13 protein-coding genes, 1 pseudogene and 1 riboswitch are annotated in these 15,666 nt (G+C 69.3%); of the genes and pseudogenes, 6 read left to right on the top strand and 8 right to left on the bottom strand.

Annotation, left to right across the window (positions count from 1 at the left end):
* Both IE267_RS10890 and IE267_RS10885 read left to right on the top strand, forming a co-directional pair.
* The coding region (locus IE267_RS10890; protein ID WP_229860958.1) for an RHS repeat-associated core domain-containing protein at positions 1-1,258 on the top strand (1,258 nt) is incomplete at its 5' end.
* Between the two features lie 76 nt (positions 1,259-1,334).
* The gene (locus tag IE267_RS10885) at positions 1,335-1,535 is read left to right on the top strand and encodes a hypothetical protein (protein WP_167160407.1); all 201 of its coding nucleotides are present in this window, start codon (positions 1,335-1,337) and stop codon (positions 1,533-1,535) included.
* Between the two features lie 119 nt (positions 1,536-1,654).
* Here the strand turns inward: IE267_RS10885 and IE267_RS10880 are convergent, their stop codons facing one another.
* Complete coding sequence (locus IE267_RS10880) at positions 1,655-2,488, bottom strand: enoyl-CoA hydratase/isomerase family protein (RefSeq protein ID WP_189762980.1); 834 nt, start codon at positions 2,486-2,488, stop codon at positions 1,655-1,657.
* Positions 2,489-2,609: 121 nt separating this feature from the next.
* Between IE267_RS10880 and IE267_RS10875 the strand changes: the two genes are divergently transcribed.
* Positions 2,610-2,993 carry a winged helix-turn-helix transcriptional regulator gene (locus tag IE267_RS10875; RefSeq protein WP_189762979.1) on the top strand — a complete coding sequence of 128 codons (384 nt, stop codon included), beginning with the start codon at positions 2,610-2,612 and terminating at the stop codon, positions 2,991-2,993.
* Positions 2,994-3,076: 83 nt separating this feature from the next.
* On the opposite strand, the gene metE is transcribed toward IE267_RS10875, so the two are convergent.
* A complete protein-coding gene (metE, locus tag IE267_RS10870; protein WP_189762978.1) occupies positions 3,077-5,395 on the bottom strand; it encodes a 5-methyltetrahydropteroyltriglutamate--homocysteine S-methyltransferase in 2,319 nt (772 codons plus the stop codon).
* Between the two features lie 172 nt (positions 5,396-5,567).
* Positions 5,568-5,789: riboswitch (cobalamin riboswitch) on the bottom strand.
* Between the two features lie 208 nt (positions 5,790-5,997).
* Positions 5,998-6,522 carry a hypothetical protein gene (locus IE267_RS10865; RefSeq protein ID WP_189762977.1) on the bottom strand — a complete coding sequence of 175 codons (525 nt, stop codon included), beginning with the start codon at positions 6,520-6,522 and terminating at the stop codon, positions 5,998-6,000.
* 120 nt (positions 6,523-6,642) lie between these two features.
* Here IE267_RS10865 and IE267_RS10860 point away from each other — a divergent pair, with 120 nt between their 5' ends.
* Positions 6,643-7,944, top strand: a complete 1,302-nt coding sequence (locus IE267_RS10860) for an ion channel protein (protein ID WP_189762976.1) — start codon at positions 6,643-6,645, stop codon at positions 7,942-7,944.
* 458 nt (positions 7,945-8,402) lie between these two features.
* On the opposite strand, the pseudogene IE267_RS40410 reads toward IE267_RS10860, so the two are convergent.
* Together IE267_RS40410 and IE267_RS10850 are read right to left on the bottom strand one after the other, a co-directional pair.
* A pseudogene (locus tag IE267_RS40410) lies at positions 8,403-8,624 on the bottom strand (acyl-homoserine-lactone synthase); the annotation flags it as partial.
* 276 nt (positions 8,625-8,900) lie between these two features.
* The gene (locus IE267_RS10850) at positions 8,901-9,809 is read right to left on the bottom strand and encodes an RNA polymerase sigma factor SigF (protein WP_373304521.1); all 909 of its coding nucleotides are present in this window, start codon (positions 9,807-9,809) and stop codon (positions 8,901-8,903) included.
* 240 nt (positions 9,810-10,049) lie between these two features.
* Between IE267_RS10850 and IE267_RS10845 the strand changes: the two genes are divergently transcribed.
* Complete coding sequence (locus tag IE267_RS10845) at positions 10,050-10,493, top strand: ATP-binding protein (RefSeq protein ID WP_229860955.1); 444 nt, start codon at positions 10,050-10,052, stop codon at positions 10,491-10,493.
* 872 nt (positions 10,494-11,365) lie between these two features.
* Positions 11,366-11,701 carry a helix-turn-helix domain-containing protein gene (locus IE267_RS10840; RefSeq protein ID WP_189762975.1) on the top strand — a complete coding sequence of 112 codons (336 nt, stop codon included), beginning with the start codon at positions 11,366-11,368 and terminating at the stop codon, positions 11,699-11,701.
* Positions 11,702-12,097: 396 nt separating this feature from the next.
* Here the strand turns inward: IE267_RS10840 and adh are convergent, their stop codons facing one another.
* From adh to IE267_RS10820, 3 genes are all read right to left on the bottom strand, one after another.
* Positions 12,098-13,621, bottom strand: coding sequence for an aldehyde dehydrogenase (adh, locus tag IE267_RS10830; protein ID WP_167160432.1), 1,524 nt, complete (start codon positions 13,619-13,621; stop codon positions 12,098-12,100).
* A gap of 57 nt (positions 13,622-13,678) precedes the next feature.
* Complete coding sequence (locus IE267_RS10825) at positions 13,679-14,944, bottom strand: GAF domain-containing protein (protein WP_189763042.1); 1,266 nt, start codon at positions 14,942-14,944, stop codon at positions 13,679-13,681.
* A 144-nt stretch (positions 14,945-15,088) separates the two neighbouring features.
* Entirely contained in the window at positions 15,089-15,664 is a 576-nt protein-coding gene (locus IE267_RS10820) for an N-acetylmuramoyl-L-alanine amidase (RefSeq protein ID WP_189762973.1), read from the bottom strand.
* Positions 15,665-15,666: the final 2 nt, after the last annotated feature.

The raw sequence follows: 15,666 nt of genomic DNA, 5'->3' as shown, positions 1-15,666 counted from the left end.
CAACGCCAACGACACCCGGACCAGCACCACCTATCCGGGCAACACGGTGCAGAGCGTGGACGTCGACAAGTCGAACCGGCCCACCACCATCAAGACCACCTCCCCCAAGGGCACGCTCACCAACCTGACCTACACCTACGCCTACGGCACCGGCGGGGCGACCGACGGCACGAAGATCCGCACCGCCACGGATGTCCTGGCCGGGCTGAAGACGTCGTACACCTACGACGTCGCGGGCCGCTTCTCCTACGCCAAGGAGGAGAAGGGCAGCACCCTCAACTCGTCCTGGCAGTACTGCTACGACCTCGCCGGCAACCTCACCTCCCAGGGCACCGACCCGGGCTGCCCGCGCGGCACTACATACACCGTGAACGACGCCCAGCAGATCACCGGCAAGAACGGCTCGACCACCAACTGGTCCTACGACCGGGCCGGCAACGAGACCGCCGGCGCCTCCACCCCGGAGGGCACCCGCACCGCCGAGAAGTGGTCCGACTACTCCCAGCTCAAGTCCCTGGCCGTGGGCGGCACCACCTACGATGGGCAGTACGCCTCCACCGACCAGTCGGAACGCACCAAGCTGGGCCAAACCACCTTCCACAACGGCCCGTTGGGGCTGTCCGCGGAGACCACCGGCGGTGTTGACACCGGATTCAACCGGGAACCCGGGGGCACCCTGAACTCCATGACCACCGGGGGCAAGGCCTACTACTACCTGACCGACGCACTCGGTTCGGTGATCGGCCTCGCCGACGAGACCGGCACCAAGGTCAACACCTACACCTACAGCCCCCGCGGCGTCGCCCGCACCACCACCGAGGCGGCTCGGCAGCCCTACCGGTTCGCCGGCGGCCACCAGGATCCCACCGGCCTCTACCACTTCGGCGCCCGCTACTACGACCCCAACATCGGCCGCTTCACCCAGCCCGACCCGTCCGGACAGGAGAAGAACCCCTACCTGTACGCCGAAGGCGACCCCGTCAACCGCATCGACCCGAACGGAACCTCCGCCCTGTCTGTCGTGGACGGAGTGATCGGCAAGATCGGCGATGCGAAGTCGGCCTACGACGTGGGCAAAGACCTGGTCTCGGGTGATGTTGTCGGAGCCGCACGGGGGTCTGCGAGTCTGACTGCCGGCGTCGTGGTGGGTGGAATCTGCGAAGCGGCCACAGGCCCGGAGTCCGGCTTCCTGTCAACAGCTGGATGCTATGCGGCGGGCGAACTGACCACACAGGGTGTGGAGACCTGGCTCTCCTGATCCATATCGCGGTAAGTGGGGACCCGGTTCCTCGGGTCCCCACCCGGTGCACAACGGGAGGAACACGATGGGACGCTTGGAAGACTTCGAAGACCGCACTCGGGGCCACCCCGTTGCCAACCTGGTGGGCGCCTTCCTGGCCATCTATGTGTTGGGTGGGGTCATCATGACGTTGACCGGCGCGTCTGCCACCAAGGCGTGGGTCGCCTCCCTGCCTGTTCTTCTCGCCGTGGGCTCAGGAATGGCAGCCGTGCGCTTCCGCCGCCGGGACAAGTGACAAGTAGGGTCTCGCGGCGCCCACACACATGCGGTCTGCGCGAAGACCGAGCGGGGGCTGCACCACTGCGCCCAAGGAGGCTTGCTACTGGTGCGGTTCGGGCCGGGTACGGACGTGGGCTATCCGGGCAGTCCCCGGAGCAGGCCCTCCAGATCGCGCTCGCCGTCGCGGGTCTGGGCGCCGTGGGCCAGTCCGCCGCGGATGAGACGCTCGGCGTCGGGGCGAGCGAACTGGCCCGCCCACGCGTCGTGCTCCCGCAGGAGGCCCTCGGCCAGGTCCTCGGGGGCGATTGCTCGCTTGGCCGCTGCGATCACGCCCTCGGGCAGGGCGGCGATGTTGCGGGCGAGGCGGTCGACGACGCCGTCGAGCTCGTCGGCGGGGACCGCCCGGTTGACCCAGCCGTAACGCTCTGCGGTTTCGGCGTCGTACAGATCCGCACCCAGCACCGCCTCCAGGGCGCGATTGCGGCCGACCCGGCCGGCGAGATACTGCGTGCCCCCGCCGCCGGGGACGATGCCCATGAGAGCCTCGATCTGGCCGATCCCGGCGCGGCCGATCGCCGCGAACGTCATGTCCGCTGCTGTGACGAACTCCGCCCCTCCGCCGCGCGCCGTCCCGGCAAGCTTGACGATGGTCACCTGGGGCTGGTACCGGAGCAGTTCCCCCAGAGCCTGGAAGACGTTGACGCCGTCCGGAAGGTCGGCCGCGAACTCGTCGAAGGCGTCCGGAGTGTCGACGAGGGACATGTCGACGTGGGCTATGAAAAACTCCGGATTGGCGCTTTCGAACACGATCACCCGGAGCGAGCCGTCGCTTCTCAGCGCGGTCAGCAGGTGCCGGAGGTCGGCCATCAGGGCAACGTCCAGGACGTTGACGGGCGGGTTGTCGAGGGTGACGCGCGCGATGCCGTCCTCGCGACTCACCCGCAGGGTCGGGTAGATGTCGTGGGTCATGGAGATCTCCGATCGGTACCTGATACGCACCTGGTTCCTGATGCATACTTACGGTCCGATGGCGAGTGACCGGCGTCAATAACGCACTTTCGGCATCGCAAGGATCGCGAAGGATACCGACATGGCCACTTCTCAAACCGGCGCCGACGGCGGAGTCGTCTACCGGGCCGACTGCCCCAGCCGCCCGATCCTCGATCAGATCGCCGACAAGTGGTCGATGATGGTGATGGCAGTCCTCGACGAGCCCACTCGGTTCAACGTGATCAAGCGCCGCCTCGAAGGCGTGACCCAGCGGGTCCTGACCCAGACGCTGCGCCGCCTTGAGCGCAACGGGATGATCACGCGCCGCGTGCTGCCCACCTCGCCGGTAGGGGTCGAGTACTCCCTCACTCCGCTCGGCGAATCCCTCCGGGAGCCGTTCGGCCGGCTGTACGCCTGGACGGTCGACAACACGGACGAGATCCGGGCACACCAAACCGCCTACGACCAACGCGTTCAGAACTGAGAAGGCGCGCCCGGCAAACCCCAGGACGGCGGCGCGCGGTGGGCCGGGACGCTCGGAGCGTCCCGGCCCACCGGCTTTCTCGATCAGGAGGCGGGCAGCTCGCCCCGGACCGTGCGGGCGGCGGCGACCAGGTTCTCCAGGGAGGCCCGGGTCTCGGGCCAACCGCGGGTCTTCAGGCCGCAGTCCGGGTTGACCCACAGGCGCTCGGCGGGGATGGCCTTGAGGCCGGTGCGCAGGAGATCGGCGGCTTCGTCGGTGCTCGGCACCCGGGGGGAGTGGATGTCGTACACGCCGGGGCCGGCCTCGCGCGGGTAGCCGTGGGCGGCGAGTTCGTGGGCGACCTGCATGTGGGAGCGCGCCGCTTCGAGGCTGATGACGTCGGCGTCGAGGTCGTCGATGGCCTGGACGATGTCGCCGAACTCGGCGTAGCACATGTGCGTGTGGATCTGCGTGTCCGGTCGCACCCCGCTGGTGGTGAGGCGGAACGCCTCGGTGGCCCAGGTCAGGTACCCGGGTCGGTCGGCCGCGCGCAGCGGAAGGGTTTCGCGCAGGGCCGGTTCGTCGACCTGGATGACCGAAGTGCCGTTCGCCTCAAGGTCGTTGACCTCGTCGCGAAGAGCCAGGGCGACCTGTCGGGCGGTGTCCCCGAGCGGCTGGTCGTCGCGGACGAAGGACCAGGCGAGCATGGTGACGGGCCCGGTGAGCATGCCCTTCACCGGACGGTCGGTGAGCGACTGGGCGTACGCGGTCCAGCGGACCGTCATCGGCTCGGGGCGCGCGATGTCACCGGCGAGGACCGGCGGCCGGACGTACCGGGTGCCGTAGGACTGGACCCAGCCGTGCTGGGTGGCGAGGTACCCGGTCAGCTGCTCGGCGAAGTACTGCACCATGTCGTTGCGTTCGGGCTCACCGTGCACCAGGACGTCGATGCCGGTCTCCTCCTGGAAGGAGATGACGTCGCGGATCTCGTTCTTGATGCGCGCCTCGTAGCCCTGGGTGTCGATCCGGCCCGCCCTCAAGTCGGCCCGGGCCGTGCGCAGTTCGGCGGTCTGCGGGAACGAGCCGATGGTGGTGGTCGGCAGCAGCGGCAGGCCCAGGTGGGCGCGCTGGGCGGCGGCCCGCTCGGCGTACGGCTGCGAGCGGCGCGCGTCGGCGTCGGTGACGGCTGCGGCGCGGGCACGCACCGCCGGGTCACGCGTGATGGGCGAGGTCGCTCGGGACGCCAAGTCGGCGCGGTTCGCCGCGAGTTCGGCCTTAATGCTGTCGACGCCCAGGGAGATTCCCTTGGTGAGCGTGACGATCTCGGCGGTCTTCTGCTGCGCGAAGGCGAGCCAGCGCAGGATCTGCGGCTCGATGTCCCGCTCGGCGGTTGCGTCCAGCGGGACGTGCAGCAGGGAGGACGATGCGGCGACGTCGACCCGGTCGGCGAGTCCGAGGAGTGTGCCGAGGGTGGACAGCGACTTCTGCAGGTCGTTGATCCAGATGTTGCGCCCGTTGACCACGCCGGCGACGAGTCGCTTGCCCGGCAGTCCGCCGACGGCGGCCAAGGCGTCCAGGTTGGCCGCGGCCGACTCCGTGAAGTCCAGGGCGAGGCCCTCGACCGGGGCCTTGGCCAGGACCGGCAGGGCGTCGCCGAGCCGGCCGAAGTAGGAGGCCACGAGCAGCTTGGGCCGGTCGGTGAGAGCGCCCAGATCGCGGTAGGCCCGCTCGGCGGCGTTCAGTTCGGCAGGGGTGCGGTCCTGGACCAGCGCAGGCTCGTCCAGCTGTACCCACTCGGCTCCGGCCGCACGCAGATCGGCCAGGACCTCGGCGTACACGGGCAGCAGCCGGTCCAGGAGGGTGAGCGGTTCGAAGTCGGCGGCGACGCCCGGGGCAGGCTTGGCGAGCAGCAGGTACGTCACCGGGCCCACGAGCACGGGCCGCGCGGACAGACCGAGCGCGAGGGCCTCCTTCAGCTGCCCGACCTGGTGGGAGGAGTCCCCGGCGAATACGGTGTCGGGGCCCAACTCCGGTACGAGATAGTGGTAGTTCGAATCAAACCACTTGGTCATTTCGAGCGGCGCGACCTCCTGGGTGCCGCGGGCCATGGCGAAGTAGCCGTCCAGCGCGTCGGCGTCGACGGCGCTGCGGTGCCGCACGGGGATCGCGCCCACCATGACAGTGGTGTCGAGGACGTGGTCGTAGAACGAGAAGTCACCGGTCGGTACTTCGTGGATGCCGGCGTCGGCGAGCTGCCGCCAGTTGCCCTGCCGGAGCTCGGCGGCGGTGTCCCGAAGGGCGTCGGCGGTGACCCGGCCCTTCCAGTAGCCCTCGATGGCCTTCTTCAGCTCACGGTTCCGGCCCTGACGGGGGTAGCCGTAAACGGTGGCCTGTGCTGCCGCGGCTGCGGACTGCGCTGTCACGGAAATCTCCTTCGCGAGATGACTCCTGAACATCCCCGGTGACGGGACGAGAGCGCGAAGGAAACGACGAACCGGACGGCAACGACCCCGCGCCGCACAGGCACGGTCGTTCCGTCTGGTGTGTACGCCGACCCGCCCTCGAGGTCACCGGAAATATCCGCGCACGGAATGGTCCGTACACGGGCAGTTGGCAGGTCTTCGGACTCGCGGGCACACCCTCCTCGTCGGAGGACACCTACTGGCCGTCGCTTCCCAGGCCCGGTATCTCGGACCCAGTGCGTATGACGGCGGTCGTTCCCACTCACCGCTGCGGGGCAGTCCCGGATTCCCACCGGGTTCCCTCTTGCGACACCCCGCCTGGCGGACGGAGTGAACCAGCTGCTGAGGTCAGCCTACGGGCCGGAGGAGGGGGGTGCCAGGCCGTCCGGATTCCGGACGGTGTTCTGAGACGCATCCCGTGCGCGTCGTGAACAACGCGTGGAGAGAGCCGTGTTCACCCGGACCGCCTTCCGGCGACAGGGATCGACGCGGTCGCCGCCATGCGCTGACCATCGGCGATGTCGAGGGGGAGTGGATGGTCGGGGGACGCAGAAAATCAGAAGTCAGGGGAAGTAGAGGGACGCCTTCTCCAGCACATGGCGCGTGAACATTCCGCCCCACACCGTTCCGCCCCGGTACATGGTGACCCGGCTGACCCCCTGGGCCGCTTCCACGGTGAGCGGACGGCCGATCACGGTCGTGCCGAGGACCCGGGCGTCCCGGGCGGCCCACTCCCTGGCGGACGTGTGAACGCCCCCGCTGATCAGAGCGGGCAGGACCATCATGGCGTTGCGGGCACCGGGCAACCCGCTGCGGCAGCTCTGCGCATAGGACATCGCCCACTTGGTGAACTCGGCCAAGCGGGCGTCGTCGACGCCGGGCACGACGGCGGCGAAGACGAACAGCTCCACCTTGGTGCCGAACCATCGCGCCTTGCGGTCCGACCGGCTGCCGATCACGACCGGGTGCTCGCCCCAATTCGACGCTGTCATACGGCACTTGTCCGCCGTCAGCCGCTCGCCGAGCGCCTGGAGGTAGGTGTTGGCCGGATCGGCCGATGACGCTCCGTCGGTTCGCTGCCCAGTCATGCGCGGATCATCCCCCACCGCCGGGGGCGGTGGAAAGGGTTCCGCCGGGCCGGGCCACTCCCGCCGCGTACGGGATGGTGAAGGTGGAGCACGAGCGAACCCATCACCTAGGGTGATCTCGTGACTACTCCAGGCGATGTCGCGCCGACGGCCCCCGCGGCCCTCCCGTCCGTCTCGGCCCGCACCCTGCTGCCTGTCGTCGTGCCCGCTCTTGCGGTGGGGGTGGGATGCAGCCTGCTGTTCCTCGCGATCAGTGCGGTGGCCGAGAGGCTCGAAGACGTGTGGTGGAAGGACCTTCCCGGTGCGCTCGGCATCGGCGGCTACTCGTCGCTGTGGATGATCGCCGTCCTCACCCTGACGGGCGTTCTGGTCGGGCTCGTGGTGTGGAAGGCGCCCGGACACGCGGGCCCCGACCCCGCCACGCTCGGCCTCGGCGAGTCGGAGCCGCTGCGGGCCCATGTGGTGCCGGGACTGCTCGTCGCCAACGTCTTGATGCTCGCCGGTGGTCCCAGCCTGGGCCCGGAGAATCCGATCATCGCCGCCAACGCCGCGCTCGCGTTCTGGCTCGGGACCAGGGCGGTGCCGAAGGCCCCGGGACGGATGTGGGTGCCGCTGGCCACCGCTGCGACGCTCGGCGCACTCTTCGGCACGCCCGTCGCCGCCGCCCTCGTTGTCTCCGAAGCGCTGGCGGGCAAGCCCCTGCCGGTGAAGGGGTCGCTGTGGGACAACCTCTTCGGTCCGCTGCTCGCCGCCGCGGCGGGCGCGGTGACGACGACGCTTCTCGCCTCGCCCTCCTTCGACCTCGGCCTGCCGCCCTTCGGGAAGCCCGGGTGGGGCGACCTGCTCGGCGCGGTCGTGCTGGCCTGCCTGGCCGCGGCGCTCGGCATGCTGGCCGTCTGCCTCTTCCCGTACGTGCACCGCGCCTTCGGCCAACTGCGGCACCCGATGCTGATGCTGCCGCTCGGCGGGCTCGTACTCGGTCTGCTCGGCGCCCTGGGCGGGCACTTGACCCTGTTCAAGGGCCTGCACGAGGTGGGCGAGCTGGCCGCCGACCCGGACGGGTGGTCGGCCGGTCGGTTCGCCGTCATGGCCCTCGTGAAGCTGGCGGCACTCGTGATCGCGGCGTCCTGCGGATTCCGAGGAGGGCGGATCTTCCCGGCCGTGTTCATCGGAGCCGCCTTCGGTCTGTGCGCGCATGCGCTCGTGCCGGCGGTGAACCCCTCCGTCGGTGTCTCGGCCGGCGTACTCGGCATGCTCCTCGCCATCACCCGGCAGGGCTGGATCAGCCTGTTCACGGCCGCCGTACTCGTGGCATCGCCCGCGATCCTGGCCCTCATGTGCATCGCGTCGCTACCGGCCTGGCTCCTGGTGACAGGGCGCCCGCAGATGCAGCTGAAGCAGGACGGCTCCTCGCTGCGCTGATCCCGCGGCGGCTGGGATTCCTTTCGCCGCGACAGCGCTTCGGGTGTGGAACGCCAGGCACGACGGCACCCCGGTCGACGCTGCGGGGGTGCGCCGGATCGCGCGCGGCGCGGGGGTGCGTAGGGGCGTGGTCCGGATTCGGGCGACGCCTCCGTGCGCGGGCCGCTTACGTCTTGCCGCGCCGGGTGGGGGCACGGTTGCAGCACTCCCGAACCGTTCCGCCGCCGATCCCGCCGACGGCCCGAGCCGTGTTCTGGCGATGCGTCAAATGTCTTGTCCGGGCGTCGGCTTGTGGCAGCGATCTCGGTCGGCGGTTTCAGTGGATGAGTTGGCCGGAGGTGCCTTGCGGCGAAGCCGGTTCTCCGAGTGCGACCAGGTCGGCGACGGCGAAGCTGTAGGCCGTGCACAGTACGGAGTCGATGTGGCAAGGACGGCGAACCTGCTGGCTCCCAGATGCGCGGCGAGCAGGGCGCGGGCCGGCCTTGCAGGGCGGAATGGAACGCTGTCACGTCGCGGAGCATGTTCGGGCCGGTGGTCGGCAGGACGCGTACGCAGCCCACAACGGCGTTGCCGGGGTGATGGACCGCGATGGCGTAGACGGGATCGAGGTCGTCGAACTCGTCCCGTTCGAAGCCGCTGTCGACGTCGACGGCCCAGCCCAGCCGGCGGTGAAAGACCAGGGTGTGACCCCGCCACAGGCATGCGGCACCACAGCCCTCCGCCCCCTCGAAAGCGACAATGTTCCGGCCGCAGCAGAATCCGGAGACGAGCCCCGCTTCCTGGTCGCGAAAGGCAGAGCGACCGCCTCAGGAGATGTCCGGTGGAAATGCTGTCAGCGTCAAGGTCCGGCGGGGGAGGAGTGCCCTGACTCAGTAGATCGGATGTCCGATGTGCGGAAGGCGGGTCCGCTTACCGCACGGACCCGCCTCGCAGGAGGATAGGGGCTTCTGCCGGGGTCAGGCGGTCTCGGGGAGCATGCCGGTGCGGAGCTTGGCCAGGATCCGGGTGAGGAGGCGGGAGACCTGCATTTGGGAGATGCCGAGTTCGGTGCCGATCTGGGCCTGGGTCAGCTCCAGTCCGAAACGCAGGTTCACGATGCGTCGTTCGCGTTCGTCGAGCTGCTCCATGAGCGGCGCCAGGGCGTGCAGGTTCTCGACCCTTTCCATGCCGGGGTCTTCTTCGCCGATGAAGTCTGCGAGGGTACGGGCCTTGGCGCCGGCCGACTGGCTGCTGTCTTCCGTGTCGGCGGACATGTCGAGGGAGCCGGCGGTGTAGCCGTTGGAGGCGACGATCCCGTCGATGACGTCGTCCTCGTCCAGCTTGAGGTGGGCGGCCAGTTCCTTCACGGTGGGGTCGCGGTCGAGCTGCAGGGCGAGGTGTTCCTTCGCCTTGGCGATCTCGGTGCGCAGTTCCTGGAGGCGGCGGGGGACATGCACGGCCCAGGTGGTGTCGCGGAAGAACCGCTTGATCTCGCCGACGATGTAGGGCACCGCGAAGGAAGTGAACTCGACTTCGCGGGACAGGTCGAAGCGGTCGATCGCCTTGATCAGGCCGATCATGCCGACCTGGATCATGTCGTCCATCTCGCCGCTGCCACTGTTGCGGAAGCGGCTCGCCGCGAAGCGGACCAGCGTCATGTTCATCTCGATCAGCGTGTTCCGCGCGTACTGATACTCCGGCGTGCCCTCCTCCAGAGTTTGGAGCCGGTCGAAGAACACCTTCGACAGTGCACGCGCGTCCCGCGGGGCGACCTTGTCCGTGTCCTGCACCCACGGAAGGTCAACGGACGCCGCCACCGCAGCACCACGCTCCATCGTGCCCGTTGCCGCCGCGCCCAGCGTCTCCGGTCCCGCCACCGCTGCCATGAAAAGCCGTCCTTATCCTGTGCTGATCTCGGTCCGCTGCCTCTCTACCCGGGACCGCTCAAAGTATGTGGGACAAAAACTCGATCACATCCTGCCCCGCCTGCTCACCGGAGGCGTCAGCCGAATGGGGCCGCAGAGGGCGGGAGGGCGGGCATTGGTTGTCGCGAAGCGGGCACACGCAAGAAAATCGCCACACTGTGCCCAGCACTGTCTCGTCCTTGCGCGTCTGGAGGCCGCTTCATGTCCGACCTCGTCTCCGCCCCGGACCCCCAGCCTGACCCTCAGCCCCTCACCCCCTGCGCCGAGCTCGCCGACGGGGGACTGGGGCGCGAGATGGCGCCCGCCGCCGGGGCACGGGCGCTGGTGAGAGGACTGCTTCAGCGCTGTACGGGCGACACCGCCCGAGTGCAGGGCGACGCCCAGCTCGCGGTCACCGAACTCGTGGCCAACGCGATCGTGCACGGCGGCGGACTGACCGCGTTCAGCGCCGACCTGGACCAGGACGACGCCCGTCTACGCCTCCAGGTCGAGGACGCCAGCCACACCACGCCCCGCACGGGCGAACCGGTGGACCCGGGCGCACTCGGAGGCTGCGGCTGGGCGATCGTCCAGAAGCTCGCCACCACGGTGACCGTCGCCCTGCTGCCCCACGGCAAACGCATCACCGCCACCTTCGCCCTCTGACCCCCGGCCGAGGACCGGTCGCAGGACCCGTCACGGAACGCGCCGCTGTGTCTCTGCTCGACATCGATTATCTCCCTGTCGAGGGCTCGGAAATCTGTGTTGGCTGGAGTAGACATTGGGTTGCGGTGTGAGTATGGTTTCGGTCGTAGCCAAGAAGACCGCAGGGCCTGGCAGAGATGAACTGCCAGGCAGCAGTACCGCAGTTGCAGTTCGCTGAACGGTGCGGTGGTGGAGTGTCGAAGCCAGGGTTGTTGCAGGACGGCGACGGGACTGACCACCGCACCGGGCGGCCCGCGGTGATCAGGGGCCGCCAAGAGCAGTACCGCAGTACACGCAGTGGCAGTACTGGTAAGTGCAGGTGGCAGTACCCAGCAGCGAAGGCAGTGAGTGGTACCTCGGTGAAGGCGTCGGCTGCGGGCGCGCGCACCAGGAGGTTCGGCAGTGGGGTTCTAAGCCAGAGCAGACGCAGGACGGGTGACGGGGCTGGCTGCCGACGACGGGTGGCGCTGACACAGGCCACGGAGTAGTACGCATCACCAGCAGTACCCGCGTTAAAAGCAGTGCAGAGCAGTAGGCAGTTCCCTGGTAACAGGTAGTTGATCAAGAGGGAAAGAACGGAGGAGCCAAAACGCCATCAGGATCGCCCGGACACTGTCACGGGTCCGGGTACCGCAGGACATCGATAGTGAGGTGGTCTCCGGTCGAGCAACCGCGATCCCCGCATTTCCCGCCCTCGCTCGGGTGGACATGCGGACACAGAAGGTCGGCGCAGTACGCAGGCCGGCAGATGGTGTAGCAAGTTCCTTCGGGGCCCGGGTGCCATATGGCACCCGGGCCCCTCAAGCGCGTTCCAGTGCCATGAGAGAGGTGCAATGACAGCAGACGATTCGTTCGGCCGGCTCGATGACGACGACTACCCCGCCTACACCATGGGCCGGGCCGCCGACATGCTCGGCACCACCCAGGGTTTCCTGCGTGCCGTCGGCGAGGCCCGCCTCATTACCCCGCTGCGCTCCGCGGGCGGACATCGCCGCTACTCCCGCTACCAGCTGCGCATCGCCGCCCGCGCCCGCGAACTCGTCGACCAGGGCACCCCCATCGAAGCCGCCTGCCGCATTGTCATCCTTGAGGACCAGCTCGAAGAAGCCCGCCGCATCAATGAGGAACACCGCGCCCGAAACGAATCACGCCACAACGCGGACGCCTGACCGTCCGCAATAGTCTCTGCGAACACCCTCCCCTGGGGCCCGGGCCGCCTCGCGCCGCCTTCATGGTGGCGGGCACCGACCCCGCGGAGTGTGCGCGCCGAGCCGGGCAGAGCATTCAGGTGCTCCTCCGTCACTACGCCAAGTTCCTGGCCGAGGCGCGGGATCACGCCAACCCTTTGATCGAGAAGCCGATGGAGCGGTGGGAGGCGGCGGAGGGCGGTGCGCGGGGGTGAGAGACGGGGGCCTGGCCCGGACGTGCCCCGGAACTGCTGGTCAGAGTCGGGATAGGGCTAGCAGATATCGGGAGTAGGTACGTATTGTGACCTGCATCCTGAATGCGTACGACAAAGGGCGCCCGGCAGGTAAATCCCCTGCTCAGGCGCCCTTTCTTGGCGTTTAGAAGAAGCCCAGCTTCTTCGGCGAGTACGACACCAACAGGTTCTTCGTCTGCTGATAGTGATCCAGCATCATCCGATGCGTCTCGCGCCCGATGCCCGACTGCTTGTAGCCGCCGAACGCGGCGTGTGCCGGGTACGCGTGGTAGCAGTTGGTCCAGACGCGGCCCGCCTGGATGGCCCGGCCGGCGCGGTAGGCCGTGTTCGTGTCGCGGGTCCATACGCCCGCGCCCAGGCCGTACAGGGTGTCGTTCGCCGTTCCGATCGCGTCGTCGAAGTCGGTGAACGACGTCACCGCGACCACCGGGCCGAAGATCTCCTCCTGGAAGATCCGCATGCGGTTGTCGCCCTCGAAGATGGTCGGCTGGACGTAGTAGCCACCCTCCAACTCGCCCCCGTGATGCACGCGTTGACCACCCGTCAGGATCTTCGCGCCCTCCTGCTGGCCGATGTCCAGGTAGGAGAGGATCTTCTGGAGCTGGTCGTTGGAGGCCTGGGCGCCGATCATCGTGTCGGTGTCCAGCGGGTGCCCCGGCACGATCTGTTCCGTGCGGGCGATCGCCGCCTCCAGGAACTCGCTGTAGTGGCCGCGCTGGATCAGGGCGCGGGAGGGGCAGGTGCAGACCTCGCCCTGGTTGAGGGCGAACATGGTGAAGCCTTCGAGCGCCTTGTCGCGGAAGTCGTCGTCACGCGCCCAGACGTCGTCGAAGAAGATGTTGGGGGACTTGCCGCCCAGCTCAAGCGTGACGGGCTTGATGTTCTCCGAGGCGTACTGCATGATCAGCCGCCCCGTCGTGGTCTCGCCCGTGAACGCGATCTTCGCCACGCGCGGACTCGACGCCAGCGGCTTGCCCGCTTCGACGCCGAAACCGTTGACGATGTTCAGCACGCCCGGCGGGATGAGGTCCGCCACCAGGCTCATCCAGAAGTGGATGGACGCCGGGGTCTGTTCGGCGGGCTTGAGGACCACCGCGTTGCCCGCCGCCAGCGCCGGGGCCAGCTTCCACACCGCCATCAGGATCGGGAAGTTCCACGGGATGATCTGGCCGACCACGCCCAGCGGCTCGTGGAAGTGGTACGCCACCGTGTCGTCGTCGATCTCGCTGAGCGTGCCCTCCTGGGCCCGCAGCGCACCCGCGAAGTAGCGGAAGTGGTCGATGGCGAGCGGGATGTCGGCGGCCAGAGTCTCCCGGACGGGCTTGCCGTTCTCCCAGCTCTCGGCGATCGCCAGCTCCTCCAGATGGGTCTCCATCCGGTCCGCGATCTTCAGCAGGACGTTCGCGCGGGCCTCGGGCGAGGTACGTCCCCACGCGGGCGCGGCCGCATGCGCCGCGTCCAGCGCCAGCTCGACGTCCTCGGCGGTGCCCCGCGCGATCTCGGTGAAGGGGCGGCCGTTGACGGGGCTCGGGTTCTCGAAGTACTGGCCGAGCCGCGGCGGTACGTACTCGCCGCCGATCCAGTTGTCATAGCGGGACTCGAACGAGACGAGCGCACCCTCGGTGCCGGGCGCTGCGTAACGGGTCATCTGCGTGGGCCTCCCTCTGCCGCGCCGCCCGCCCTTGGACGGCACACGCCGCGCAGACTAGGCACCCGGACGTTGCGACCCCGTTGCGAGCCCCTGCTCTGCCGCCAGCTCCCTCAACTTGACCCGCACCGAGGCCTGTTGGCATCTCGGCAGCGCCGTCGCCAGGGCCTGCCACACCGGCAGGTCCTCCGCGCCCCAGGGGCTGTACGCCCAGTCGGCGAGAAGGCCGGGATCGGCGCGTGCGATCAGTGCGGCACGCAGTTGATCTGCCAGGCGCCGGCGCAGGCGGGCCACGACGGGTGCCTGTGAGCCGGGCAGGAGAGGGCCGGCGTAGACCGTCATTGCCGCGGCCACCGCGCCCGAGCCGAGCCGCCGGGCCACCGTGTCGAAGTCCGCGTCGACCGGCGCGGTCAGCCGGTAGGGGCGCGAGGCGAGCAGCTCGGGGCCCAACAGCCGCCGCAGCCGCGACAGTTCGGCGCGCAGGGTCACGGGGCTGACCCCCTCGTCCTCGTACAGTGCCACCAGGAGCTCATCGCCCGTCAGGCCCTCGGGGTGGCGGGCGAGCAGGACCAGGATCTCGCTGTGCCGCCGGCTCAGGCGCAGCTTGCGGCCGCCCGCGACGAGCAGCGCCTCGTCCCGGCCGAGCGCGCCGAGAGCGATCGCCTCGGGGGCGGGCGGCGGTGCCAGCAGGGCGAGTTCGGACTCGGCGGCCCGCGCGACGGCCTGGACGAAACCGAGGCTGTGCGGATGGGCGAGGCCGTCGCCGCCGGTCAGGTCCACCGCGCCGAGCAGCCGTCCGGTCCGCGGGTCGTGCACGGGGGCCGCGGCGCAGGTCCAGCGCTGTACCGGGCGGCGGAAGTGCTCGGCCGAGAAGACCTGGACCGGCCGGTCCTCGGCCAGGGCGGTGCCCGGCGCGTTGGTCCCCACGGCCGACTCCGCCCAGCGGGCGCCGGGTACGAAGTTCATGCGCCCGGCCGCACCCCGGATCCGCGGATGCCCCTCGACCCACAGGAGCCGCGCCTGCGCGTCGCACACCGCGACCAGGTGCTCGCCGTCACCGGCGTACGCCCCGGTCAGCTCCCGTATCAGCGGCATGACGCGCGCGAGCGGATGGCCGTCGCGGCAGGCCGCGAGGTCCTCATCGGAGAGCTCCACACAGGCAGCGCCGTCCGGGCTGACGCGGGCCCGCGCGGAGCGCTGCCAGGATGCCGCGACCAGCGGCCGAACCGGGCGCGTCACCCGTCCCGCGGTCGTGAACTGCTCGTGTGCGCGCCGCAGTCGACCGCTGTGCTCGCTCGGATCCGTCCCGGCATCGAGGGCCACCCAGGACTCGTCACGCCTGTCCGTCACTCAGGGCCTCCCCGCACGCCGTATGGGCCGCCTCCATCGTCGTCGCGGCGGGACGCTGCGGCAAGGAGTGCGGAACCGGAGCTTCGGGGGAGGCCCCACGGCCGAAGCACCGGACGATCAGGCGAAGTTGACCAGTCGGATGTACCGGACCCAGTCCCACTCCGGCCCGGGGTCGGTGTGGTCGGTGCCGGGGACCTGGTAGTGGCCGAGGATGTGCTCGCGGTCCTTCGGGATGCCGTACCGGTCGCAGATGTTCGCGGTGAGGGCCGCCGAACGCTCGTACAGCGCGTCGGTGAAGTAGGCCGGCTGATCGACCCAGCCCTCGTGCTCGATGCCGATGCTGCGGGTGTTGTAGTCCCAGTTCCCCGCGTGCCAGGCGATGTCGTGCTCCCGGACCATCTGCGCGATGTATCCGTCGGCCGAGCGCGTCACATAGTGCGCGGACACCTGCTTGGCCGGATTCTGGAAGATGCTGAGGGTGTTCGTCCACGTCTCCTGTGTGACGTGGATGATGACGCGGTCGATCGCGTAGGCCGAAGGCCTGCTCGAAGCCGTGTAGTTGGACGCCGAAGCGGCCAGCCAATGCGCCCCCGGATAGTCGGTGGTGCCGTCCGCCGCCGCCTTCGTAGCCGGGAAAAGGAAGCCGGCGCCGACCGTGGCGGCCGCGCCCTGGAGGAGTCTTCTTCGGTTCATCG

It is taken from the genome of Streptomyces xanthochromogenes, from assembly GCF_014650455.1.
GTDB classification, from domain to species: Bacteria; Actinomycetota; Actinomycetes; order Streptomycetales; family Streptomycetaceae; genus Streptomyces; species Streptomyces xanthochromogenes.
Note: the sequence above shows the minus strand (reverse complement) of the source record. Positions and strands in the feature narration are given on the sequence as shown.